Origin of the sequence: Mycobacterium sp. 050134, from assembly GCF_036409085.1 — a bacterium.
GTDB lineage: Bacteria > Actinomycetota > Actinomycetes > Mycobacteriales > Mycobacteriaceae > Mycobacterium.
In genome coordinates, this window is record NZ_JAZGLV010000004.1 from 181,038 (window position 1) to 203,758 (window position 22,721).

At 66.3% G+C, this 22,721-nt stretch carries 22 protein-coding genes; 2 read left to right on the forward strand and 20 right to left on the reverse strand.

What is annotated here, in order from left to right; genetic code table 11:
- Nucleotides 1-3 precede the first annotated feature (3 nt).
- A complete protein-coding gene (locus SKC42_RS06380) occupies nt 4-1,089 on the forward strand; it encodes an oxidoreductase family protein (RefSeq protein ID WP_330963448.1) in 1,086 nt (361 codons plus the stop codon).
- 103 nt (nt 1,090-1,192) lie between these two features.
- Here the strand turns inward: SKC42_RS06380 and SKC42_RS06385 are convergent, their stop codons facing one another.
- The 7 genes from SKC42_RS06385 to SKC42_RS06415 are packed head-to-tail and all read right to left on the reverse strand — an operon-like array spanning nt 1,193 to nt 8,141.
- Nucleotides 1,193-2,014, reverse strand: coding sequence for an HpcH/HpaI aldolase/citrate lyase family protein (locus tag SKC42_RS06385; RefSeq protein ID WP_330963449.1), 822 nt, complete (start codon nt 2,012-2,014; stop codon nt 1,193-1,195).
- Between the two features lie 5 nt (nt 2,015-2,019).
- Nucleotides 2,020-3,339, reverse strand: coding sequence for a phytoene desaturase family protein (locus SKC42_RS06390; RefSeq protein WP_330963450.1), 1,320 nt, complete (start codon nt 3,337-3,339; stop codon nt 2,020-2,022).
- A gap of 27 nt (nt 3,340-3,366) precedes the next feature.
- Nucleotides 3,367-4,527, reverse strand: a complete 1,161-nt coding sequence (locus SKC42_RS06395; RefSeq protein WP_330963451.1) for an acyl-CoA dehydrogenase family protein — start codon at nt 4,525-4,527, stop codon at nt 3,367-3,369.
- A 3-nt stretch (nt 4,528-4,530) separates the two neighbouring features.
- Complete coding sequence (locus SKC42_RS06400; RefSeq protein ID WP_330963452.1) at nt 4,531-5,742, reverse strand: enoyl-CoA hydratase-related protein; 1,212 nt, start codon at nt 5,740-5,742, stop codon at nt 4,531-4,533.
- Nucleotides 5,732-6,184, reverse strand: a complete 453-nt coding sequence (locus SKC42_RS06405) for a MaoC family dehydratase (RefSeq protein ID WP_330963453.1) — start codon at nt 6,182-6,184, stop codon at nt 5,732-5,734. The genes SKC42_RS06400 and SKC42_RS06405 overlap by 11 nt, the downstream gene beginning before the upstream one ends.
- Nucleotides 6,185-6,201: 17 nt before the next feature.
- Nucleotides 6,202-7,167: a DUF7064 domain-containing protein gene (locus SKC42_RS06410; protein ID WP_330963454.1), complete on the reverse strand. Its 966-nt coding sequence runs from the start codon at nt 7,165-7,167 to the stop codon at nt 6,202-6,204.
- Nucleotides 7,164-8,141, reverse strand: coding sequence for a phosphotransferase family protein (locus SKC42_RS06415; RefSeq protein WP_330963455.1), 978 nt, complete (start codon nt 8,139-8,141; stop codon nt 7,164-7,166). Before SKC42_RS06415 ends, SKC42_RS06410 begins: the two co-directional genes overlap by 4 nt.
- A gap of 239 nt (nt 8,142-8,380) precedes the next feature.
- Between SKC42_RS06415 and SKC42_RS06420 the strand changes: the two genes are divergently transcribed.
- Nucleotides 8,381-9,385: an MBL fold metallo-hydrolase gene (locus tag SKC42_RS06420; RefSeq protein WP_330963456.1), complete on the forward strand. Its 1,005-nt coding sequence runs from the start codon at nt 8,381-8,383 to the stop codon at nt 9,383-9,385.
- On the opposite strand, the gene SKC42_RS06425 is transcribed toward SKC42_RS06420, so the two are convergent.
- The 13 genes from SKC42_RS06425 to fabG all read right to left on the reverse strand — a co-directional run bounded on the left by SKC42_RS06425 (nt 9,386) and on the right by fabG (nt 22,718).
- Nucleotides 9,386-11,110, reverse strand: a complete 1,725-nt coding sequence (locus SKC42_RS06425; protein WP_330963457.1) for a class I adenylate-forming enzyme family protein — start codon at nt 11,108-11,110, stop codon at nt 9,386-9,388. It abuts the gene before it with no gap.
- The gene (locus SKC42_RS06430) at nt 11,107-12,750 is read right to left on the reverse strand and encodes a class I adenylate-forming enzyme family protein (protein WP_330963458.1); all 1,644 of its coding nucleotides are present in this window, start codon (nt 12,748-12,750) and stop codon (nt 11,107-11,109) included. Before SKC42_RS06430 ends, SKC42_RS06425 begins: the two co-directional genes overlap by 4 nt.
- A gap of 98 nt (nt 12,751-12,848) precedes the next feature.
- The gene (locus SKC42_RS06435) at nt 12,849-13,709 is read right to left on the reverse strand and encodes an SDR family oxidoreductase (protein ID WP_330963459.1); all 861 of its coding nucleotides are present in this window, start codon (nt 13,707-13,709) and stop codon (nt 12,849-12,851) included.
- Nucleotides 13,710-13,798: 89 nt separating this feature from the next.
- Nucleotides 13,799-15,001: an acetyl-CoA acetyltransferase gene (locus SKC42_RS06440; protein ID WP_330963460.1), complete on the reverse strand. Its 1,203-nt coding sequence runs from the start codon at nt 14,999-15,001 to the stop codon at nt 13,799-13,801.
- Complete coding sequence (locus SKC42_RS06445; RefSeq protein ID WP_330963461.1) at nt 14,991-16,343, reverse strand: OB-fold domain-containing protein; 1,353 nt, start codon at nt 16,341-16,343, stop codon at nt 14,991-14,993. The genes SKC42_RS06440 and SKC42_RS06445 overlap by 11 nt, the downstream gene beginning before the upstream one ends.
- Complete coding sequence (locus SKC42_RS06450; protein WP_330963462.1) at nt 16,340-17,548, reverse strand: acetyl-CoA C-acetyltransferase; 1,209 nt, start codon at nt 17,546-17,548, stop codon at nt 16,340-16,342. The genes SKC42_RS06445 and SKC42_RS06450 overlap by 4 nt, the downstream gene beginning before the upstream one ends.
- Nucleotides 17,545-17,802, reverse strand: coding sequence for a hypothetical protein (locus SKC42_RS06455; RefSeq protein WP_330963463.1), 258 nt, complete (start codon nt 17,800-17,802; stop codon nt 17,545-17,547). Before SKC42_RS06455 ends, SKC42_RS06450 begins: the two co-directional genes overlap by 4 nt.
- An 11-nt stretch (nt 17,803-17,813) precedes the next feature.
- Nucleotides 17,814-18,350 carry an aromatic-ring-hydroxylating dioxygenase subunit beta gene (locus SKC42_RS06460; RefSeq protein WP_330963464.1) on the reverse strand — a complete coding sequence of 179 codons (537 nt, stop codon included), beginning with the start codon at nt 18,348-18,350 and terminating at the stop codon, nt 17,814-17,816.
- A 4-nt stretch (nt 18,351-18,354) separates the two neighbouring features.
- A complete protein-coding gene (locus SKC42_RS06465; RefSeq protein WP_330963465.1) occupies nt 18,355-19,620 on the reverse strand; it encodes an aromatic ring-hydroxylating oxygenase subunit alpha in 1,266 nt (421 codons plus the stop codon).
- The gene (locus SKC42_RS06470) at nt 19,617-20,402 is read right to left on the reverse strand and encodes an enoyl-CoA hydratase/isomerase family protein (protein ID WP_330963594.1); all 786 of its coding nucleotides are present in this window, start codon (nt 20,400-20,402) and stop codon (nt 19,617-19,619) included. The genes SKC42_RS06465 and SKC42_RS06470 overlap by 4 nt, the downstream gene beginning before the upstream one ends.
- A complete protein-coding gene (locus SKC42_RS06475) occupies nt 20,402-21,205 on the reverse strand; it encodes an enoyl-CoA hydratase/isomerase family protein (RefSeq protein WP_330963466.1) in 804 nt (267 codons plus the stop codon). Before SKC42_RS06475 ends, SKC42_RS06470 begins: the two co-directional genes overlap by 1 nt.
- Complete coding sequence (locus tag SKC42_RS06480) at nt 21,202-21,972, reverse strand: enoyl-CoA hydratase/isomerase family protein (RefSeq protein ID WP_330963467.1); 771 nt, start codon at nt 21,970-21,972, stop codon at nt 21,202-21,204. The genes SKC42_RS06475 and SKC42_RS06480 overlap by 4 nt, the downstream gene beginning before the upstream one ends.
- Entirely contained in the window at nt 21,969-22,718 is a 750-nt protein-coding gene (gene fabG, locus SKC42_RS06485) for a 3-oxoacyl-ACP reductase FabG (protein WP_330963468.1), read from the reverse strand. The genes SKC42_RS06480 and fabG overlap by 4 nt, the downstream gene beginning before the upstream one ends.
- Nucleotides 22,719-22,721 lie beyond the last annotated feature (3 nt).

The following is a 22,721-nucleotide window of genomic DNA, read 5'->3' on the forward strand; positions in this document are numbered from 1 at the left end:
CACATGACCGTGACCGAATACGCCGTCGCCGAGTACACACCCGAAGTACTGACCGGTCTACTCAGCCGGCGACCCGGTTGGGGCGCTCTGTCGATCGAGTCCGTGTACGCCTCACCTGTCGGAACCGGTCAGATGGCCAACAGCTACCGGCTGCAGCTCGAGTACAGTGAGCGGCCGGACGACGCCCCCCATAGCCTCATCGCCAAAGTCTCCGGCACTGACCCAACGAGCCGGCAGATGGCCGTGTCGACCGGGGCCTATCAGCGCGAGGTGCTGTTCTACCAACACTTGAGCGACCTCACCGGTATCAGGTCGCCGCGGTGCTTTTACGGTGAAATCGCCGACGATCTTTGCGGATTCGTGCTTCTACTTGAAGATTTGGGCCCGGCCGACGCCATCGATCAGTTGAGTGGCTGCACCATCGATCAGGCCGACCTGGCGCTGCAGCAGGCCGCGGCACTGCATGGCGGGTCGTGGCGCCACTCGAGACTCGCCGAGCAGGCATGGCTTCCCGCCGAGCATATTTGGAACGCCCTCGGCGGGACGATACCGCAGATTGCCGATTCCTGGCTCGAACGATTCGGGCACTACCTGAAGCCCGATCATGTAGCGGTGGTACACCGACTCGGTCGCGAAGTGACGGCCTGGCTGTCGACGCTCGGCGAACATCGCACACTGTGGCACGGAGACTTTCGACTCGACAACATGCTGTTCGACGCGCACGACGGACGAACGCCTATAGCGGTCGTCGACTGGCAGAGCACTGCCGCCGCACCCGGAATCATCGATGTGTCCTACTTCCTTGGAAACTCGCTGACCGAGCAGGACCGCGTCGATCACGAACGCGCATTGGTCACCGAGTACCACCGATACCTGCTCGCGCATGGGGTGGAAAACTATAGCGCCGATCGGTGCTGGCGCGAATACCAGGCGCACGCCCTCTACGGACTCGTCCTGACGATTCCGGTGTCGTTGGGTGTGGTAGCAACGGAGCGAGGTGACGCCATGTTTGGCGCGATGGCCAGCCGCGCCGCAGAACAGGTCGTGGCCAATGAGAGCTTCTCGGCTCTCGCGGCGCTGAACCGATGAGCGCTGACCACGGTCCGCCTGCGTTCCGCCACGAGCCGACCTGTCATCTCAGGCGCCGTGCCAGCCCGTCAGGTCGAGGGCGGCTGATCAACGCCGGCCTGATTCAGCCGACCGACTTGTCCTCGCATGCAAGCGCGATCCGCCGCGCCCGATCAACGACGGGTTTGTCGACCATGCGGCCGTCGACCACGGCGACGCCGCGGCCGTCCGCGGAATCCAGAACCCGACGCGCCCGGGCGATTTCGTCGGCCGATGGTGTAAACCGCTGGTTCACACTTTCGATTTGCCGTGGATGTATACACAGTTTTCCTCCGAAACCCATCCGTGCCGCGCGGTCCACGTCGGCGATCAGCTGCCGATCGTCGTCCAGGGCGATCGTCACGCCGTCCAGTGGTGGGGGGTGACCCGCCGCAGCACAGGCTATGACGAGTGCGCTGCGGGCATGTCGCAAACTCTCGTGGTCTTCGGGATCGATGCCCAATTCAGCACCGAGATCGACGCTTCCGAACGCGGCTCGCCCCACGGCATCGACCGCGCTGATCTCACGGGCCGCCAAGATCCCGGCGGCCGTCTCGACCAAGGCAATCACGCACGTGTCCGCGTGCAGGTTCGCCGCCACCGCTCTCAGGTGGTCGGCGCTGTGCGACTTTGGCACCATGACCGCGCACGCGTGCTCGGCCAGCATGGCGACATCGTCTGCGTACCAATCGGTGTCGGCACCGTTGACGCGAACGACGGTCCCGGCGCACTTGGTCAGCCACCGGTGGACCGATTCACGGGCAACGGCCTTGGCCTCCGGTGCGACGGCGTCCTCGAGGTCCAGCACGATCTCGTCGGCGGCGCTACTCAGCGCCTTCCCGAACCGCTCGGGCCGGTCACCAGGCACAAACAATAGGCTGCGGGCACCGGCGATCCTGCGCCGCATACGATTCAGCGCCGCGCTAACGGCTGATGACTGGCCACGATCTTGTCGACGACGAGTTTGGCGGTCTCCGCGCAAGCGGTGGTACCGCCGTTGGCGTACTCCTTGACCGCGTCCCCGACGTTCCACAGACCTTCGAACGGTGTGTCGTGAGGAAGGTCGAACCCGGCGACGGCGCGCTGCGGCGGCCAGTCGTCACGGGTGATCGCCACGTTGATGATTCGGGCTCGGTCGTCGAAGTCTGTGATGTTGTCGCGCAAGTCCTGCAGGAGAAACTCGGTCTCAGCCGCCTCGTCGAAGTCACCCGTGGGATTCTCGGGCACCGAAGTACCCACGTAGAGGTTCCAGCCGTCCGGCGCCATCTCGGGGCACAGGTCGGTGAAGTTGGCGATGTAGGCCAGCCGGCGTGATTTCGCGAAGCTCAACATGCCGGGCACCTCGACGAGGCGCTCGCGGCTGGCGAAGTTCACCGACACCATCGACGTGGGTCGGTCGCCGCTCTTCACGAGCGCTTGGTAATCGGCGGGCACGCGGTCCGCCCCGAGCAGCGAGACCGTGGCGGCGGGACCGATGTCGCTGACGACGATGGGCGCTTCCACTCGGACGGTGGAGCCGTCCCTGGTCACGTCGACCGCGGTCACGGTATGCCCCTCGGTGACGATCTTGGTCACCGGCGTGGACAACCAGACCTCTCCCCCGTTGGTTTCCACGACCTCCGCGAGCGCCCGCCACAACCCGATGGTGCCTTCGGGGTGGAAGCCGAAGCGCTTGAACGCGCTCTTGCGGGTGAAGTAGGTGAGAAATACCCGGGCGGGCAGATCCTCCGATCCGACGGCGAAGATGGACGCGCACATGTTGCGGAAGATCCCGTGCACGCCCTCGTTTTTGGTGTACTTCGACACCCAGTCGGCCGTCGAGATCTCGTCTTCGGGTAGCCCCGAGTCGTTGCGGGCGGCGCCGATGCCCTTGACCAGCTTTGCGCCCTGACGGCTCAGCTTGCTCAGCAGGAAACCCCAGCCGCCCCCGGTGACGTCGACGTCGTTGCCACCGATGCGATAGAGGATCGGGGGTTTGGGTTCGCGGATGTCAAATCGCGCGCCCACCTCCTTGCACGTCTCCTCGGTAATGCCACCGACCTCGATGACGATCGCACCGGTATTGACTTTGAAGCCGTCGATGTCGTCCGTAGAGGCCCGTCCACCGACCTTGCCCAGGCGCTCCACCACCAGCGTGCGGTAGCCCTGGTGTGCCAGGCGAGCCGCGGTGAAGAGTCCTCCCGCGCCCGCACCGATGACGACGGCGTCGAATTGCTTTTCCAGCGTGACCATTTGATGCTCCTAGGTGGTGGTTGCCGGTCAGTAGGACCGCGGCAGGCCCAGTGAGGTCTGGGCAATGTAGTTGAGAACCATTTCGCGGCTGACCGGCGCCGTACGCATCAGCCGCGTGACGAACCACAGCTCGGACAACCCGTATTCGTGGGCGAATCCGTTGCCTCCGTGCGTCTGGATCGCTTGGTCCAACGCTTTGAGCGCGGCCTCCGACGCGGCGAATTTCGCGATGTTCGCGGCCTCGCCGGCGGGTTGGCCGGCGTCGAAGAGTTGCGCACTGAGGGCGGTCGCCATCCGGCTCAATTCGACGGCGATGTGGCTCTCCGCCAACGGGTGCGCGATACCCTGGTGTGCACCGATCGGAGTCGACCACACCTGACGTTCCTTGGCGTAGTCCGCCGCCTTACTCACCGCGTATCGTCCCACCCCGCCGCAGATTGCGCCCACGAGGATGCGCTCGGGATTCAAGCCGTCGAAGACTTGCCGCAGGCCGTTGCCGGCCTGGCCGATGAGCGCATCCTCACCGACCTCGACGTCATCGAAGAAGACGGTGAACTGCCTATCGGGCGACACGATGGAGGTGTCGATCTGTTGATAGGTCAACCCCGGGCTTTCGATGGGCACCACGAACAGAGACAGGCGGGACTTCTCCGGCGTCGACAGGTCGCCGTCCCGGGCCACGACCAGGACAGCATCGCTCTGATCGACCGCCGAGATGTAGTACTTCGACCCGGAAATGACCCACCCCAAACCCGATTTGCGGGCGGTGGTCTTGACGTTGTGGCTGTTGGAGCCGGCATCAGGTTCGGTGAGACTGAATGCCATCTTCTGGCTCCCGTCGGCAATGCCGGGCAACCACCGTTGCTTCATTTCCCCCGAGCCGTGGTGCGCCAGGATGCTCCCGCAAATCGCCGGGGAGATGACCCACACCAACATGGGCATGCCATGCGCGGCAAGCTCTTCGACGACGACGACCGCCTCGGCCATACCGCCACCGCCGCCCCCGTATTCCTCCGGAAGGTGCACGCCCAACAACCCGGCGGCGCCGAGGTCCTTCCACAGTTCCGGTATGTCTTCACCGCGGCGGGCGCGCTGCAAGAAATACTGCGGTCCGTAGCGGCTCGCGATGCCCGCAACGCTGTCGCGGATCGCGCGGTGTTCTTCCGTGTCGTGAATGAGTCCAGACATCGTCTACCTCCCAGTGAATGTGGGTGCGCTTTTGGCGGCGAATGCGTGCAACGCCGTTGCCGCATCGGTGCTATCGCCGACCAGCTTGAGTGCCCGTGTCTCCGCGGCCAGCTGCGCCGGGAGGTCATTACCCCAGCTTTCTCGTAACAGCTTCCGCATATGCGCGAAGGCCGTGGTGGGCCCTTGGGCCAGCTCCGTCGCCAACGCCGTCGCGCGGTCGAGCAATTCGTCAGCGCCAACCACCTCGTTGACGATGCCCCACGCCAGCGCCTCGTCCGCCGTGATCGGCGTATTACGCAGGTACGCCGCCGCGGCGCGGCGCGCCCCGATCAACCGCGGCAGGTGCCACGTTCCCCCGCCGTCGCCGGATAATCCGATTCTGGCGAAAGCCGTCACGAATCGGGTGTTTTCGGCCGCCACCACCAAATCGGCGGCGTAGACGTAGCCAAGCCCCCCGCCTGCGACCGCGCCGTGCGCCGCGGTGACGATCGGCGCGTCGATTCGGCTCAGGATGCCGAGCGCCTGGTGGTAGGGGGCGGTCATGTCGGCGAACAGCCCACCGAAACCACGCTCGGAGTTGGCGAGAAAGTATTCGATGTCACCACCGAAGCTGAGCGCGGGCCCGTTCCCGCGGATGAGGACCGCTCGGACACCTGCGTCACCGGCGATAGATTTGGCTACTTCGAGAGTGTCCCAACCCATTTGGAAGTCGATAGCATTGCGCGCCGCCGGCCGGTCGAGGCAGATGGTGGCCAGACCATTCTCGACCGTGTAGTCGATCGTCGGCATTCGATCGCACCCGTCGAGCGCGGAACGCCACGCCGCCGTGTTGGTGAGCTGGCGAAGGGATGCTACGCGCCCGTCGGGCGCGTAGCCGATCAGGTGGATCAGGGACGCATCGACTCGGTTGCCGCCCTGGCGTGCCGATCCGCGGTAGGTGCCCGAGACCATCAGCTGGCCGTCCTCGAGAACCTGGAATTCCTCGGGCACGGCGCGGACTTTGAAGTGCTGTCCGATGCGCCACCAGAGGTTGTCACACATGGCGTCGACGCCGACGTAAATCCCACCCATGTCGAGCGGCAGCCCCTCGGCGGCGTGACCGACGAACTCCGGGTGTAAGAGTCGGCCCAGGGCGTCCCGGTCACCCCTTCCCAACGCCTCGTACAAGCCCCGCGCTGCGGCGACCTTCGCTCCGCGGTCCAGCTCAACCGACATAGCGCACAATCGATTCGATGACAGCCGCTGGCTTGGTCGCCCCGTCGATGTCGATCGTGGTGGTCAGCGTGGCTTGCACGGCGTCGCCGACGCGCGTCACCTGCTCGACGCGGGCGCTCGCCCGGATCTTGGCGCCGACCGCCACGGGCGTGATGAACCGGACCTTGTTGAATCCATAGTTGATCGCCATCGTGACACCCTCGACGCTGTAGAGCTCGTGCATGAAGCGCGGCAACAGCGAAAGCGTCAGCAGTCCGTGCGCGATCGTGCCGCCGAACGGCCCATCCTTGGCGCGAAGCGGATCGACGTGGATCCACTGGTGATCGTCGGTCGCGTCTGCGAACAGATTGATCCGCTCTTGCCCGACTTCGACCCAGTCGGTGGGGCCGAGCTGGTGACCGGTGGCCGACTCGAATTCGGCGAGATTGGCATAGGTCTTCACGTCGTTATCGCCCTTCCTTAAACATGTAGTCCGACGGGCTTGCCGTCGTGGAGTTGATCGAGGTATTCCGACATTCCGTGCAACTGCATCCCGGCGTCGGTTCGCCACCGCATGGCCGACTCGACGATTCGGGTGCTCGGCGCCCCGTCGGAGCCGCGGTGGCGCAGCGGCACCGATGCCAGCGCTTGACCATGAACGTGCCAACACCGTTGCCCGGCATGGGCTGAGACGGTGATCGACTGCTGATAGTCGTCGTCGTCCCGGACGGTGGCGATCGTCACGCGATCGCAGGAGTGCACCTCGCCGCCGTCGAAGACGAAGCCACCGCGCCGGCTGGATCCGTCAGGCTCGCCGAAGTGGGCGACCATGAAACCGAAATTGTCCGAGCAACCGTGCATCCAACGGTAGAACCATGGCGCCTGCCAGGAACGCGGTCCCCAGGAGTGGTCGCGCAGGCCATGTCCGTCGATCGGGATCGTTCGCTGGCCCACGGCGAGCGTCCCCCGCACGGAAGTCAGTTGCTCGTAATGATGGGGCGCGAACGACCGGCCGTCGGCGTCGAACGTCTGCTCGTGTGGCGGGGCCAGCGCCGTGAAGCACAGGTCGATCCGGCACGCAACCTGCGGCGCGCCGCTCAACGCCGTCCTCGGCTCGGTCATGGCTCGCGGATCGCCGACCACGCGGACACAGCCGTCAAAGGTGACACGCAGCTCGTGGAACGGCTCGCGGACCTCGACGGCCAAGCCTGCCGCAGCCATGACGTCGTTGGTCGAGACGTGCGGCCGCTCGAAGCCGAAACCGAGGTGTCCGTCCGGCAGGTAGATACACACGGTACGCTCGCCGCGGCCCTCGTTAGGGCGATTCGCCAGCCGCAGAAAACCGGTAGTTTCCCGCGCCGGGTCGTGGAACTGGAAGTACATCGATTCGTTGAAGTTGACGTCGGAGCTCAACGGGTGTGTGTATTCGTCGACGGCGGAGATCATCTCGGGCTTCGCAGCAGGTTCGAGGCTCCGATCAGCAGATCGGCGATCGTGTCGTCCACCGCGTCGACGTCGAGGAGCGGAGTCTTCTCGTCGAGCCCGTGCGCGTGCTGGCGGCCCAACTCCGCCTGCAACAGGGCGGCTGCGCGCCATTGCGCCAGCGCCCGGTAGTAGGGCAGATCGTGCAGCGCGCGATCTGCCATCTCGCCGTAGGCGTTGATGATTTCGCCCCGGGTGGGGAATCCGCCGGCTCGCACCGGGCTGGGCGGAAACACACCGGTCTCCGTCGAGGCCGGCCAATTCATTAGCAGCCAAGCCAAGTCGGCGAGGGGATGCCCCGCCGTACACCAGTCCCAATCGATGATTGCGGTCAACGACTCCTCCTGCAGCACGAGATTCGCGAGCCGAAAATCACCATGAATCAGCGTCAGACGACCTTCGTGCCGTGGCCTTCGGTCGATCAGCCGAGCCCGCAATGCCCGCCAGGATGAATCGTGGGGCCCGTCGGAGCCAGACAGGGTCCACACGTCGGTCATTGCGCTCAATTGCCGGTCGATATAGCCGGTGAAAAATCGGGGCAGCCCGGTGGTTGCGGGGTCGACTCGGTGAATCCGGGCCAGCGCCGCGACGACGGTGAACCCGATTTGGCGACGTTGTGTCGGTCTGAGCCCGCGAGCGTCCTCTTCCGTGTGCAGCGTGTGACCGCCGACTCGCGTCGTGACGATGAACGGCACGTCTGTGTCATGGTGGCCGACCAGCCGGGGAACCGGGAGCCCCTGGCTCAGCGCCGCGCTGAGCACGGTCGCCTCACGCGAGAAGTCGCGGACCGTGCCGCGCCGGCGCTCTCGAAGGATCCACTGGCGACCGCAGCTATCGGCGATGGCCCATGACATGTTGATGCGCCGCCTGGTGATGCGCGCGGTCGTCAGGGGCGCGGCGACCCGCTCCCCGCGCGCCGTCAGCCACTCGGCCAACATCCGCGGCTTCTGTGCGATCGACCGCGGCAGGCGCCGACAACCCACCAGAGTCTGCGCAGGCGACGTCACTGACTCTTCGCCCCCTCTCGCACGCTAGGAATCAACCGTCGTATTCGAACCCCACTTCGACACCAAACCGGGTACTTCACGTCGAACACAACCTTCACGGTAGCATGATTTTCTAGTCCACGTTAAATTTTTCAGAACAGCGGGAGGCAGTCGTGTCGCAGGTTCCGCCGATGGCGAGGGATGCCGTCAGCGAAAAGATCGCTGAGCACGTCGTTCGCGTGCCGCTGCCGCTGCCGCTGCCCGACCTCAAGACCGTCAACGCCTACGCGATAGTCGGCTCCGACGGTCTGACCCTCATCGACCCTGGGTGGGCCTACGAGCCGGGCGAAGCGACCCTGCGGGCCGCGCTCTGCGCCCTCGGCGCCACACCGTCTGATGTGCGCCGCATTCTGGTGACGCACCAGCATTGGGACCACTATTCGTTGGCCGTACGGTGGCGCGACGAGCTCGATGCCGAACTGATGCTCGGACACGAGGAGCGGCACAGTATCGAGGCATTCGCTGCGATGAGCGGAGTGCATCCCCTGCAAGTACAGATGCTGGTCCGCGCGGGCGCAGCCCCGCTGGCACGCGAGGTGAACAACCTCGACTGGGAACCGTACGAACGCGGCGTCAAATTCACTCCCCCAGACCGTTGGCTGTCGGACGGTGACCAGATCGACTGCGGCGGCGTGACTATCACCGCGCGTGCGACCCCCGGTCACACCCGGGGCCACGTCGTGTTCGACGACCAGGATCACGGTGCCGTCTTCACCGGCGATCATCTCCTGCCGCGGATAACCCCGTCGATCGCCTTCGAGCGGAGACCGGAACGACTGCCGCTACGGTCCTACCTGGCTTCGCTCTTGCTCTTCCTCGACTTGCCCGACTCACGGATGTTGGCCGCGCACGGCCCAAGCGACGGGCGCACACGCGAACGGGCGGCTGAGTTGGTCGCACATCATCGCACCCGACTCGGACTCGTCGGGGAACGGGTCGCGGCGGGCGCCACGACCGCGTTCGAAGTCGCGTCGAGTATGCGCTGGACCCGCCACGACCGTGCGCTGGGCGATCTCGACGTCATGCACCGCATGACGGCCGTCCTGGAGGTGCTGTCGCATCTGGAGTTGCTGGTCTATGAGAAGGCCCTGTCGTCTCGGCAGCACGACGGGATCGACATGTTCAGTCCCGCCTGATCAGGGCCGGGCGAGAGCCGACGTCAACTGCTCGACCAGGCGGTACTTTTGTACCTTCCCGGTGGGTGTCGTCGGCAAGTCTTCGGCCCGATAGAACACCACCCGTTTAGGCACCTTGAAGCGGGCGAGCTCTTGCCGGCACACCGTCAGCACGTCGTCTTCGGTGATCGCCGCGCCCGGCACTGGAACGACGACGACACAACCGATTTCGCCCCACCGTTCGTCGACCAGCCCCACGGCAAAGACTTGACTGATCTCGTCATGGCGGGCCAGCACGTCCTCGATCTCCTTGGGCATGATCAGCTCACCGCCGCTCTTGTAGAGCTCCTTGCTCCGCCCGGTCACCTGCAGGTAGCCGTCCGGCCGCACGCAGCCCAGGTCCCCCGAGTGCAGCCACCCGCCACGCAATGCCGCCGCGGTGTCGGCGGGCCGGTTCCAGTACCCGATCATGGTGGCCGGCCCCGCGGACACCAGCTCGCCTTCGGAGCCGATCGGCAACTCGTCGCCGGTGTCCGGGTCGACAACCCGATAGGTCACCAGCGCGTCGATATCGGGCACGCCCGCAGCGCCGGCGAACTTGGGCCTCCCGACCGTCTCGGCGGAGCGCCACAGCGGGTCCTCGGGCAAGGTCAGCGTCATTGCGCCGCCGCACTCCGTCATGCCATACCCGGTCACGATCTCACTGACGCCGAAGTCTCGCTCGATGCGCTCCCACAGCCACGTGGGTGCCGCGGCCGAACCGCAGAGCAGCGCGCGCAGCGAACTCAGGTCGTATTCAGCGCGGTGCGGGCTCTCGGCCATCGCGACGGCCATCGTGGGCACGCAGAGCATGTCGGTGGCGCGGTGCTGCTCGATTCCCCGAAAATATCCCTCGGCGCTGAAACGCGGCTGCATGATCACCGCCCCACCGGTGAACATCACCGAGAGCAGTCCTTCGATGTAGCCGAACATGTGGTAGCAGGGCAGCGAGAACAACACTCGCCGGCCGTCCTCGTAGGCGCGCGTCAGGGCCGACGCATACGCGGTTCTCAGGACGCCATCGTGGGACACCAGCACCCCCTTGGGGGAACCGGTAGTGCCCGACGTATAGAGCATGTCGCCGGGCGCGTCCGGGGCCGGCGCGGGGCCCCACGGCCCCCCGCGGTCCGACGCGCCAGCGTCAGCCAGACCAGCGAGGGACATTGCGCCGGCACGCAGAGGCTGGTCCGTCTCGACCACCAGCACGTGACGAAGGGCGGGCGCCTGGTCGCTGGCGGGGGCCCGTTCGTGGAATCCAGCGGTATCCCATCCCGGCACAATGCTGTCGAGCATCCCCTGATAGTCGAGCGGCTCGAACGCTGACATCGTCACCAGCACCCGACAACCGGAATCCCGTAATAAGAAGGCCAATTCGTCGCGTCGATACAGGTAGTTGAATGGCACCGCGATCGCACCGAGGCGCGCTATCGCGAACTTGACGGCGACGAATTCGGAATAGTTGGCCATCAGCATCCCGACGCGATCACCCGGCCGCACGCCCAATGCGCGCAGGCCCGTCGCCAGCTCTCGAGACCGCTGAGCGACCTCGCCGTAAGTCAGGGTGTTTGCTTCGGTGATGACGAACAAGCGTTGTCCGAACTCCGCGGCGCATTCGTCGAGCCAGTCCCCGAGCGTTCGCGGGGTCCAGACCGGAAACCGCGCCAGCAGCGCCTCCCGGCGCGCGCGAATATCGTCGATTGCGTTCACAGTTCCTGTAATTCATTGCTCAGGATGGCCTCGCGCAGGGCGAATCGGCGCACCTTTCCGGTCGGGGTCACCGGGAATTGATCGACGACGAACCATCGCGCCGGGACCTTAAAGGCGGCCGCCCGCGCGCGAATGTGGGCATCGAGCGATTCCTTGAGACCACTGCGGTGACTGGCGACCAACCGGCAGACGACCGCAACGGTCTCGCCGAGATACGTGTCGGGCAGGCCCACGGCGACGGCTTCGTCCACGCTCTCATGTCCCGCGACGAGCTGTTCGATCTCGGCGGGGGATATATTTTCACCTCCCCGAATGATCAGTTCTTTCAATCTGCCGCCCACCGTGACAAATCCGCGGTCGTCCATCGTGCCGAGATCCCCGGTGCGCACGAAACCTTCGGCGTCGAGCGCCTCGGCCGTCGCGTCGGGATCGTGCAGATACTCGATGAATTGCTGGTAGCCGCGGGCGCAGATCTCTCCCTTTTCACCGACGGGCAGGGTCCGGCCGTCTTCGGGGTCGACGATCTTGCACTCCACCTGAGGCAGTGGCCGCCCGACCGTCGTCAACCGGTCCTCGCGACTGTCCCTCGGACGCGTCAGCGTGAGCACCGGAGCCAGTTCGGTCTGGCCGTACAGATTGAACACGCTGGCGCCGAAAGTCGCCGCGGCACCGTCGATCAGCTCGGCCGAGACGTCGGACGCGCCGCCCATGATGATCGGCACCTGGGGGGCAGGTTCCGCCGACGCGCGTTGGTGGTCGAGCAACGACCGAAGCACGGTCGGCACGTAGAGCAGCACAGCCGGGCGCTCCTGTCGCAGTGTTGCGAGCACCGGGCCCGGGGCGAACCTCTCGCACAGCACGACGGTACCGGCCACCCATAACGGTCCGAGCGTGGCGATCACGCACCCCGCCGTGTGGAACAACGGCAGCGGGTTGACACATTTCGCCGCCGGCGGCACCTGGACCGCCTCCATGGTGAGCTTGGCGACGTTGACCAGCGCCCGGTGAGACAACAGCACGCCTTTGGGGCGGCCGGTGGTGCCGGACGTGTATTGCAGCATGGCCGGCGTTTCGGCATCCGTAGGTGTTACCCAGTTGCCGCGGAACGCGGCTGCGTCCGACTTCCAGACATCGACTTGCGCCAGCGAAATGCGCCGCGTGCCCGGGATAGCTGCGCACACCCGTTCGGCCACCTCACACATCGCGTACTCACGGCTGTGGTCGGCGTGCAACAGTAGCTCCGCGCCCGAGTGGCGGAGCGCGTAGTCCAGGTCACCCTCGCGCAGAACGGGATTGAGGGCTACCAGCACCATGCCGGCCAATGCCGCGCCGTACTGGATTATGGTCCACTCGATCACATTCGGCGCCCACAGCGCGACGAAGCTACCGGGTCGCACCAGTTGAGTCAGGGCGGTTGCCACTTGTGTGGACTCGTCGAAAAGTTCGGCATAGGTGAGCCGTTCGATGATGCCGCTGCCGTGCCGCACGCCCACCAGGGCCGCGCGCCCCGGATGGGCCGCGGCACGGCCGGCCAACAGGCTGCCTATGGTTTCGTCGATCAACCCGACACTGCGGTCCGCCGGCCAATACGCTTCGACCAAGGGCCGAGCGTTCGTCGGCACACTTGACGTCGTGGTCATCGAATGGCCTCCTCGATTTCGGCGATTAGCAACGTGACCGGCGCCAGATCCTGGTGGTCGGGGCGGTGATCGAACGGCACCGGCAGCTAATCGCTTGACTAGACCGGATTGGTCCCGAGCTTGGCGGCGGACATGTCGCTGATCTCCCGCCAGCGCGCGCTGATCTCAGAAAGATCGGGGGGCGAGGCGAACGTGACACCGTCGTTCTGGAACTGCGCCACTCGTTGCACCAAGCCGCCCCCGACGACGAACACCGAACCCGTGTCGTGGTTTTCCTCGGAGACCAGATAACCGACCGCAGGCGCGACCAGGCGGGGATCGAGCTTGTCCAGCACTTCTTGAGGCGCGATGTCCGCGGTCATGCGGGTGGCCGCGAGCGGGGCGACGGCATTGGCCGTGATTCCGTACTTGGCCCCTTCGATCGCCAGGGTGTTGATCAACCCCACCAGCCCGGCCTTGGCCGCTCCGTAGTTGGATTGCCCGAAGTTGCCGTAAAGGCCGCTGGTCGACGTGGCCACCACCACTCGCCCGAAGTTCTGCTTGCGCAAGTGCGGCCAGGCCGCTCGGACGATGTTGTAGCCGCCGTAGAGGTGCACCTTGAGCACCGCGTCCCAGTTCTGGTCGGTCATCTTGTGGAACGCGCCGTCACGCAGGATTCCCGCGTTACTCACCACGCCGTGCAGCGCACCGAACTCCGACAGCGCCGTATTCACGATGTTCGCCGCACCCTGCGCGTCGGCGACCGAGTCGTAGTTGGCCACGGCGCGCCCACCGGCGTCACGGATCTCGGCGACGACCGCGTCGGCCATCGACGTTCCCGCCCCCGAGCCGTCCCGGGCACCGCCGAGGTCGTTGACGACGACGAGGGCCCCGTTGGCCGCCAGGAATTGTGCGTAGGCGCGACCCAGGCCGCCACCCGCCCCGGTGACGATGATGGCTTTGTCTTGGACTCCAGACACTGCTGACTCCCTCCAGATATTTTCGAACGTATATTAGAAATTGCTGCGGGGGTTGGACCGCCGGCCCTCGCCACTGCCGGGCGAATGCCCTAGGTCCTGGGCCGCGGCGTTCGAGACACGATCGACACGAAAGACACGCAGCCGCCGGGCCGGCCGCCCAGGTTGTGCGTCAACGCGGTATGTGGGTCCGCCAACTGACGGTCACCGGCCCGCCCACGGAACTGCAACCACGCCTCATAAAGCATTCGCAAGCCGCTGGCACCGACGGGATGGCCGAACGACTTCAGACCACCGTCGGGGTTGACCGGCAGCCGACCGTCGGCGTCGAACTGACCGTCCAACACGTCTTTCCACGCGTTGCCCACCTCCGAAAAGCCCAGGTCCTCCATCAGCACGATCTCGGTGGGGGTGAAGCAGTCGTGCACTTCCGCCAGCGACAGCTGGGCGCCCGGTCGATCGATGCCGGCCTGGGCGTAGGCGTCCTTCGCGGATTTCACGACCTCGGGAAAGGTGGTGAAGTCGTACCCCGGATCCATCGACGCGCGAGCCGAGCCCGCCACCAGCGACAGCGCTTCGACGTACATGGGCGTATCGGTGTACTCCAAGGCACGCTCGGCCGGCACGATCAGCGCGCAGGCCGCGCCGTCGGAGACGCCGGAACAGTCGAACACACCGAGCCGTCCCGCCACCTTCGGCGCCTTTTCGATGGTTTCCCGGGAGACGGGAGAGCGGAATTGCGCCTTGGTGTTTCGCGTGCCGTTGTCATGGTTCTTCCACGCAACGTGGGTCATCGCGGCTCGCATCTCGTCGGCGTGCACCCCGTGCCGGGAGCAATACGCCGGATCAAGCATCGAGAACGCGGCCGGCGCGGTCATCGACAATTCCGGGGCCGTGCCGTCGCCGGGCGGATCCTGGCGCAGCAGGCCCGAATATCCCGAATCCTTGAGCTTTTCCACGCCGACGGCCATGGCGACGTCGTATGCCCCGGCGGCCACGGCATAGCACGCGTTGCGGAAAGCCTCGGAACCGGTCGCGCAGAAATTCTCGACCCGGGTTACGGGTTTGTCGTCACTGCCGATGGCCCGGCTCAACGTCAGCCCGCCCAGACCAGAACTCAGCGTTCCCAGCCAGTAGGCGTCGACATCGTCGGCACCGATACCCGCTGACCCGTCGAGGCATTCGCCGTAGGCCTCCAGGATGAGGTCTTCGGTCGAGGCGTTCCAGCGCTCACCAAAGTGACTGCAGCCCATCGCGATCACGGCGACCTTGCCGGCAATTCCGTTACTCGGCATCGTCGAGCACCGCCTTCCAGAAGTAGTCGTGCACGCCGCCCGCGGTGAACAGCCTGCGAAAGCTGAAGCGCACCCTCGCCCCGACCGACAATTCCTCCGCCCGTGCGTCGGCCACCTCGAGGGTGCAACGCCCATCCCCGTCGACGTCGATCACTGCCTGCAACATGGGGGGCGACGGCGAAAACGCGAGCCGGTCAACGGTGTAGGTCACTATGGTGCCCCGCAGACCCGCGACCGGTACGGTGTCCATATCGTCGGCGGCCCCGCAGGAGCGGCACACCCGAGTGGGTGGAAGGTGCAGGAACCCGCAGACACGGCATCGCGATCCGGCGAATCCGAACTTCCAGCCCCCTGCCCTCGCCGCGGGCGGCGCGGCCGCACGCTCGGGTTCCGGCCGGCGGGGCGGCTCCAGGGCAACGAGACCCCGCCACGACAGATACGTCAGGTGCGGAACGGGCAGGCCACCGTGGCGCTGTTGCTCCAGAGCGCATCGTTGCCGCGACCGCGGCAGCCACGCCGTGGTCCGCAGGACCATCGCATCGCATCCGTCGGTAGCCGAGAGGAGCAGGATGGTCTCATCGGGCCCGGCGACGTCGAGTGTGCCGCACAGGGCGATCATCGCGTCCGCGGCTCCGCCGAAGCCCGCCGCAGGGGTTGTGACGCCCTTGTTGCCTTTGACCAGCGATCCGGCGCGCTTGAGCACCCCCGCATTGGGGCAGGCAAGTACCACGTGGTCGGGATCGGCGATTCCCGCCGAGTCGAGGGCCTCGGCCGCCGCCCGCCGAATCAGCGCCGCATAGCGCTGACCGCCGAACCGTTCTTCCCATTGTTGGCCGGTGATGGCGGTGGGTTCGCGCCAGCGGTCCAGGAATTCCTCGGTCAGCGAATGCATCCCGAGCACCTCGGCGATGACGTCGCCGTCACCGAACAACAGCGCCGCGGCGCCGTCGCCGCCGAGTTTCTCGTCGGCCGAACCGGGCCTGCCGACGCGCACGTCGGCGGCGACCGCCACTCCCCCGGTGTGGGTGGCAGCGGCCATGGATGCGAAAGCGCTTCGCCCGGTTCCGCACATGTCGGCGCAGAGCACATTCGAAGGTAGGCCGAGCGCGGCGTGGATGGCCGACGCGTTGTTCTTGTCGGCATAGGCCGGGGTGCTGGTGGCGAAGTACAGCACGGGCGGGGCTGCGGAAGACGTCACGATCTGGCCGGCGGCCGCGACCGCCATGGTCGTCGAGTCCTCGTCGAAGGCGGCGACGACGCGGTCGCCGCGGATGCCGATGTCGTTGCCGCCGAGCCGGTAGCGCGGCAGGTAACTGGCGTAGCCGAGCACTCCCGGGTTCATGTCGCCCCCTGGAATACGGCGGCCAACCCCTGGCCGCCGCCGATGCACATCGTCTCCAGCGCGAGACCGCCACCACGACGGCGAAGCTCGTGGAGCATGGTGGTCAGGATCCGGACGCCGGTCGCGCCGATCGGATGTCCGAGCGAGATGCCGGATCCGTTGACGTTCAACCGTTCCTCGACATCGGCAAGCTTGACGCCCCAGCCCGACAGCACGGCCAGCACCTGAACGGCAAAGGCCTCGTTGATCTCGATGAGGGCGAGATCGTCGAAGCCCAAACCGGTCCGCTGGAAGAGCTTCTCGACCGCACCCACCGGACCGATGCCCATCCGGGACGGCTCGCATCCCACCGCGGCCCAAGCCAGGAGATAGCCGAGCGGCTCCAAGCCGAGGGGCTCGAGGAGGTCTTCGGCCACGACCAGGCAGGCCGCGGCCGCGTCGTTCTGCTGCGCGGCGTTGCCCGCGGTGACGGTGCCGTCGGTGACGATGGTGCGAAGCTTCGCCAGTGAGTCGGGGGTGCAGTCTGCGCGCACTCCTTCGTCACGGTCGACGACGACGGGCTCGGCGCGACGCTGGGGCACCTCGACGGGCACGATCTCGCCGTCGAACGCGCAGGCGGTCTGGGCGGCCGCCGCCCGTTGATGACTGCGCGCGGCGAAGGCGTCCGCGGCGGCGCGGTCGATACCGTAGTCGGCGGCCAGATTTTCCGCCGTCTGGATCATTCCGCTGATCTCGCCGAAACGCCAGGCGGGTTGGGAGCGTTCGCGTCCGCGATCCAGCCGGTCGTAGAGAACTTGGTTTCCAGACCGCGATCCCCACCGGGCCGTGGTGGTGTAGTGCTCGATGTTGCTCATGGATTCGACCCCACCCGCGAGCACCACATCGGCGGCGCCGGTCTGCACCGTCATCGCCGCGGTCAGGACCGCTTGTAGCCCGCCGCCGCAGCGGCGGTCGATCTGCAGTCCCGGCACCTCGATCGGCAGGCCCGCGTTCAGAGCTGCCCACCGGCCGATGCAGGGCGCCTCGGAGTTCGCGTAGGACTGCGCGAACACCACGTCTTCGATGAGATGCGGATCGATCGTGCTGCGGGCGACAACCGCTTTGATGACCTCGCTCGCGAGATCTTCGGCGCGTAGCGGACGCAGGCTGCCGCCGAATGCGCCCACCGGTGTGCGTAACGGGGCGACGATCGCGGCGCGCCTCATGACGGCTCCCCTCGCCAGCGGTAGGCCGAGGGGTCCAGCAGCGACTCGAGCCGCTGTTGCGGCAGCCACACGATCGCTTCCAGTTCCAGCGCGTCCAGATAGCGCACCCTTCCGGTGCGGAGATCTTCCAGACGAAGGCGAGGGGCGTTGCCACGTTCGTCGATTCGCACGGCCACCTCGGCGAACTCACTGCCGATCACCGGCCCCACGTTCGGTGCCGTAAACGAGGCGCGGTCATCGAATTCGATACCCATGAAAGCCCTTCCTAGATCAGAAAGCCCAAGGTGGGGATCGGCTTGTCCTTGTCGACCAGCACCACTTCCTTGTATGCGAGCCGAAGCTCGTCGCCCATTCGGCGGATCCGGTAGGTGGTGCGCCCGCCCCAGATGTGCGTCCGGCGGGCCCGTGATTCGACGGCGACGAAGTTGGCCCCCACCTCCAGGTCAACGCCACCACCGCCGTTCGCGCGTCCACCGAGCCATTCGATGTTGCTCAACAGGCGGCGCAGGTTGGACGGGGGTGCCTGGGCGTAACGGCGGCCGGTGCGCAGTTGCTTGAGGCGCGTGGCAATGCGGTTGCGGTTGTCGAAGATGATCGACATCTCGCGCCGCGGGTCGTTGACCGGGCCGCCGGAGGGCACCCAGTACAGCGCGTCATCGGTCCACAGCGCTTCCCAGTTGTCGTAATCGTTTTCGTCGGCGTAGCGCGCTTCGCGGTAGAGGAATTGCTCGACATCGTGGCGGTCGAATCCGTCAGGTACCGGACCTAGATCGTTCGCGTTCGCGGTCGTTGACGCAGTCATGCTTTCAGTCCTTGCCCATCAATTCCTTGTAGTGCGACCAGAAACCGCGCATTCCGGTTTCGTCGGTGGCGGACCCGATGGTGAATCCGCCGTCGTCGGCGGTCTCTCGGTTCAGGCCGCGACGTACGTCCAGCCATTCCGGCGACAGGGCGGTCAAGCCCTCCTGGTTGCGTTCATACATCTCGGTGTCGTCGGCGAGCAGCATTCCGGCGGGTCCGACCGAACCGACACATTGCGAGACCATCCGTCGGTTGAGATCGGGCGCGCCGGCCAGTTGTACCGCGGTGGAGTACTGCACGCATTCGTCGACGGCGACCGGTTGGATGTTGAACACCTGGATTTCGGCGATGAACAGGTTCGGAAAGATCATCACGTGGGGAGCGCCCTCGATCAGGATCTGCTCGGCGGCGTCGCCGTGCACGCGGCGGATCGCCGCGACGTAGTCGGGCACCCGCGATTCGCTGGTGCCGAACCAGCGCATCGGCTCCGCGAACTTGCGGAATTCGGGGCGTAAGTCGTTCTCGCTGTGGCCGCCACCAAGGTCACGGGTCACGGCCGTCGACGAGTCGCTGTAGAGCGGACCGATCGTGCTTCCGGTGACCCCGAAGATAGAGCCGTGCACGAATTGCGGATGATATCCGTCGGTTTCGTTCTCCGCCAGCAGCTTCCAGTTTGCCCGGGTGCGGTGCTGGAGCCAGCCTGCGGTCAATTCGACTTCGCCGAGGGGCGAGAGCCGGGTAAGACGATCGATCTCGCCTGCGGCCGCACCGAGGTGTTCGACCAGGCTGGGACCGTCGGCGGCGAAGCTGCCGAACACGAACCCGCCGTACGAGTCGACGCGGGGCACCCGACCGAGGGCCAGATCGAGTTTGCGTTCGCCGTAACCCTTGAAGAACGGGAAACCGATCAGCTCGCCGGTGTTGCGGAACGTCCAGCCGTGGTACGGGCAGCGAAAGGTGCCGGAGTTGCCCCTGGCGTCGTCGCAGACCTGACTGCCCCGGTGAGCGCAGCGGTTGAGCAACAGATGAATCTTGCCCTCGCGATCACGGGTCATGATCACGTCCTGTGGACCGAGCTTCTTGCGGACGTAATCATTGGGTTGGGCGACCTCGCTCTCGTGCCCGACGAAAACCCAGGTGCGATACCAGATCTTGCGGAGTTCTTCGTCAAAGATCGACGGGTCGGTGTACAGCGAGCCGTGAACTTTGTCGCGACGGATCAGCCGCTCGTAGCGGTCGGTGCCCGTGGTGTGACTGACGACGGATGTCATGAGTGCGCTCCTTGTCGCTGACCGAAGAGGGGTCGACGCTTCTCCCGGAAGGCGGCGGCGCCTTCGGCGAAGTCGTCGCTGCCGAAAAGCACCGATTGGTTGGCGGCTTCCTGGTCGAGCACCTCGAGCGGATGCATCGTGGGCGACACGGCCAGCAGGCTCTTGATGGCGCCGTACGCCTCGGCGGGTCCCCGAGCCAACTGCGACGCGTCCGCCAGCGCGACGCCAACCGTGCTTCCCGGTTCGGCCAGCGCATCGGCCAGACCCCAGGTGAGGGCCCGTTCGCCCTCGACGGGTTCCTGCATCAGCAGCATCTGCCGGGCCCGGGCAACTCCCACTCGTCGCGGCAGCGACGCGAAAATGCCCATGTCACCGGCCAATCCGACGTTGGTGAAGGTGGTGGCGAAGCGGGCGTCGCGGGCGGCGATGACGCGATCGCAGGCAAAGGCGAGGGCCGCCCCGGCCCCGAACGCCGCGCCCTCGACCGCGGCGACGACCGGTTTGGGGGTGTTCCAGATGGCCCGGATGACGCGCTGCGCCAGCTGCGCGCGTTCGCGGGCGGGTTCGGCATCCATCCGTTGCATCGTGGAGATGTCGCCTCCCGAGCAGAAGACCCCGCCGGAGCCGGTGAGCACGATCGCGCGCACGGAGGCGTCGGCGTCAGCGGCTTCCAGCGCATCCGCGAGTTCGATGCGCAGCGGGATGTCGATGGCGTTGCGAACCTCAGGCCTGTTCAGCGTGATGGTGCGCACCGCGTCGTCATCGCGGATGAGGACGTTGATCATCGGCCGGTGAACCTCGGGGGTCGGCGCTCGATGACCGCGCGCAGCCCCTCGAGCGCGTCAGCCGTTCCCGACAGCTCGGAGACGATGCGGGCCTCTTCGGCGAGCCGCGCCTCGACGGGCGCACCGACTCCCGCCCACACCAGCCGCTTGGTGGCCGACAGGGCCTGCGTCGGCATCGCGGCGAGTTGGCCGGCGATCCGCTCGACGGTATCGGTGAGCGCCTCGTCGTCGACGACCTCGGTGACCAGGCCGATCGCGGCCGCATCCCCCGCGGTCAGCGTCGGGTTGGTGAGCAGAATGCGCAGCGCCTGTCGCAGCCCGACCAACTGCGTCAGGGTGACCGAGGAGCCGCCGTCGGGCGCCATGCCGACGCGGACGGCGCCGGAGAAGAATTTCGCCGACCGCGCGGCCACGACGATGTCGGAGGCGCACACCAACCCCAGCCCGCCACCGCCCGCCGCGAAACCTTGCACGGCCGTGATGACGGGCGCCTTCAACTGGATCAGTGCCGCCGTTGCGAGTTGCAGCCACGCGGTGGCCTCGCGCAGGTAGTTCGGCAGGTCGGCGCCCTTGGATTCGAACGTGTGCACATCGCCGCCGGCGCAGAAGTTTCGCCCCTCGCCGGACAGCAGCACGACCCGCACCGCCGGGTCGGCATGGGTGGTCAAAATCGCGTCGTGCAAGGCCTTGAGGGTCTCGACGTTGAGCCCGTTCGAGGTCTTGGGCCGATTGAGCCTGATCCGCGCGATGCCCGCGTCGTCGACCGCGTGCAGCACGGCGTCTTCGATGGCCGTCGTCATGCTCGAACCTCCCTCTCCTTGAACGCCGCAACGCCGTCCTGGCCGGCCTGCCCGGCGATGCGCGAAACGACGGCGGTTGTCTCAGCGGCCAATGCAGCCTCGAGCGACGCGCGCAGTCCGGTATCGACGAGTCGCTTGATGTCGGTGACGGCCGACCGGTCACGTGCTGCGATCTTGGCGACGAACTCCTCGACGGATTCGTCGAAGGAATCCGCGGGAAAGGACCGGTAGGCCAGGCCGCGCGCGGCCACCTCGGCACCGGACAGCCGATCACCGGACAGCAACAGGCCCAGCGCCTGCTGGCGGCCGACGATGCGCGGTAACCGCGCCGTGCTTCCACCGCCGGGGATCATGCCGAAATTGATGTGATTGTCCGAAACGCGCGCCGTATCGGCCACCAGCACGAGGTCTGCGGCCTGCATGAGTTCGAATCCCCCGGCCATCGCGACGCCGGTGACGGCGGCGATCACCGGAATCGGCACGCGAGCGATGGCCTCACAGGCCGCATTGAACGCCGTGAACAGCGATCGTAACGCGTCCGGGCCTTGGGACCGCAGCCGTTGAACTTCGTCGAAATCGCCTCCAGCGCAGAAGTTTCCGCCTGCGCCTTTGAGCAGGATAGCGTTGACGTCGAGGCGGCCGCCCAACTCCAGGATGGAGGTTTCGAGTAGCCGCGACAGGGACACGTTGATGGCGTTCATCCGGTCTGGCCGATTCAGCGTGATGACACCGACGGAGCCGGTGATTTCGCGCAGCACTTCGCTCATATGTACCGCCCGCCGCCGACTTCCAGCACAGTGCCGGTGATGTAGCTCGACAATTCGGAGGCCAGGAAGACGACCGCCCCGGCGACCTCTTCGGGTTCACCGGCGCGCTTCATCGGCACGTCCGCTTCGCGTTGGGCAAAGATCTCCGGCGGCATGGCCTCGGTCATGGGGGTGCGGATCAATCCCGGCTGAATCGCGTTCACCCGCACGTTGTGGTGCGCCAGTTCCTTGGCCGCGGATTTGGTGAGTCCGACGATCCCCGCTTTGGCGGCGCTGTAGTTCGTCTGACCCGGGTTGCCGGATTTCCCGGACAGGGAGGAGATGTTGACGATGCTGCCCGCCTTCTGCTCCCGCATCACCGCCGCGGCCTCGCGCACTCCCAACCAGGTGCCGCGTAGGTGGACGGCGACGACCGCGTCGAAGTCGTCAACCGTCATCTTCTTCAGCGATGCGTCCCGCGTGATGCCCGCGTTGTTGACGAGAATGTCGAGCCGACCGTGGTCGCGCACGGTGTCGCCGACGAGGGCTCGGACCTGGTCTTCGAAGGTCACATCACACACGGCGCTGGTGCAGTCGATTCCCGCACCGTCGATGTCGCCCGCAGCGCGACGAGCGGCTTCGCCGTCACGGTCGGCGAGCACCACGCGGGCTCCGTGACGGTGCAGTTCCCGCGCGATCTCGCGTCCAATGCCTTGCCCCGCGCCGGTCACCACCGCAACCTTTTCCGCCAGCAGCGGCTTCGTCATATT

What these genes read in the sequence shown, in the direction of transcription:
- SKC42_RS06380 (WP_330963448.1), top strand. Translation starts at nt 4, where the DNA reads ATGACCGTGACCGAATACGCCGTCGCCGAGTACACACCCGAAGTACTG.
- SKC42_RS06385 (WP_330963449.1), bottom strand. Translation starts at nt 2,014, where the DNA reads ATGCGGCGCAGGATCGCCGGTGCCCGCAGCCTATTGTTTGTGCCTGGT.
- SKC42_RS06390 (WP_330963450.1), bottom strand. Translation starts at nt 3,339, where the DNA reads ATGGTCACGCTGGAAAAGCAATTCGACGCCGTCGTCATCGGTGCGGGC.
- SKC42_RS06395 (WP_330963451.1), bottom strand. Translation starts at nt 4,527, where the DNA reads ATGTCTGGACTCATTCACGACACGGAAGAACACCGCGCGATCCGCGAC.
- SKC42_RS06400 (WP_330963452.1), bottom strand. Translation starts at nt 5,742, where the DNA reads ATGTCGGTTGAGCTGGACCGCGGAGCGAAGGTCGCCGCAGCGCGGGGC.
- SKC42_RS06410 (WP_330963454.1), bottom strand. Translation starts at nt 7,167, where the DNA reads ATGATCTCCGCCGTCGACGAATACACACACCCGTTGAGCTCCGACGTC.
- SKC42_RS06415 (WP_330963455.1), bottom strand. Translation starts at nt 8,141, where the DNA reads ATGTTGGCCGAGTGGCTGACGGCGCGCGGGGAGCGGGTCGCCGCGCCC.
- SKC42_RS06420 (WP_330963456.1), top strand. Translation starts at nt 8,381, where the DNA reads ATGGCGAGGGATGCCGTCAGCGAAAAGATCGCTGAGCACGTCGTTCGC.
- SKC42_RS06430 (WP_330963458.1), bottom strand. Translation starts at nt 12,750, where the DNA reads ATGACCACGACGTCAAGTGTGCCGACGAACGCTCGGCCCTTGGTCGAA.
- SKC42_RS06440 (WP_330963460.1), bottom strand. Translation starts at nt 15,001, where the DNA reads ATGCCGAGTAACGGAATTGCCGGCAAGGTCGCCGTGATCGCGATGGGC.
- SKC42_RS06445 (WP_330963461.1), bottom strand. Translation starts at nt 16,343, where the DNA reads ATGAACCCGGGAGTGCTCGGCTACGCCAGTTACCTGCCGCGCTACCGG.
- SKC42_RS06450 (WP_330963462.1), bottom strand. Translation starts at nt 17,548, where the DNA reads ATGAGGCGCGCCGCGATCGTCGCCCCGTTACGCACACCGGTGGGCGCA.
- SKC42_RS06455 (WP_330963463.1), bottom strand. Translation starts at nt 17,802, where the DNA reads ATGGGTATCGAATTCGATGACCGCGCCTCGTTTACGGCACCGAACGTG.
- SKC42_RS06460 (WP_330963464.1), bottom strand. Translation starts at nt 18,350, where the DNA reads ATGACTGCGTCAACGACCGCGAACGCGAACGATCTAGGTCCGGTACCT.
- SKC42_RS06465 (WP_330963465.1), bottom strand. Translation starts at nt 19,620, where the DNA reads ATGACATCCGTCGTCAGTCACACCACGGGCACCGACCGCTACGAGCGG.
- SKC42_RS06475 (WP_330963466.1), bottom strand. Translation starts at nt 21,205, where the DNA reads ATGACGACGGCCATCGAAGACGCCGTGCTGCACGCGGTCGACGACGCG.
- SKC42_RS06480 (WP_330963467.1), bottom strand. Translation starts at nt 21,972, where the DNA reads ATGAGCGAAGTGCTGCGCGAAATCACCGGCTCCGTCGGTGTCATCACG.
- fabG (WP_330963468.1), bottom strand. Translation starts at nt 22,718, where the DNA reads ATGACGAAGCCGCTGCTGGCGGAAAAGGTTGCGGTGGTGACCGGCGCG.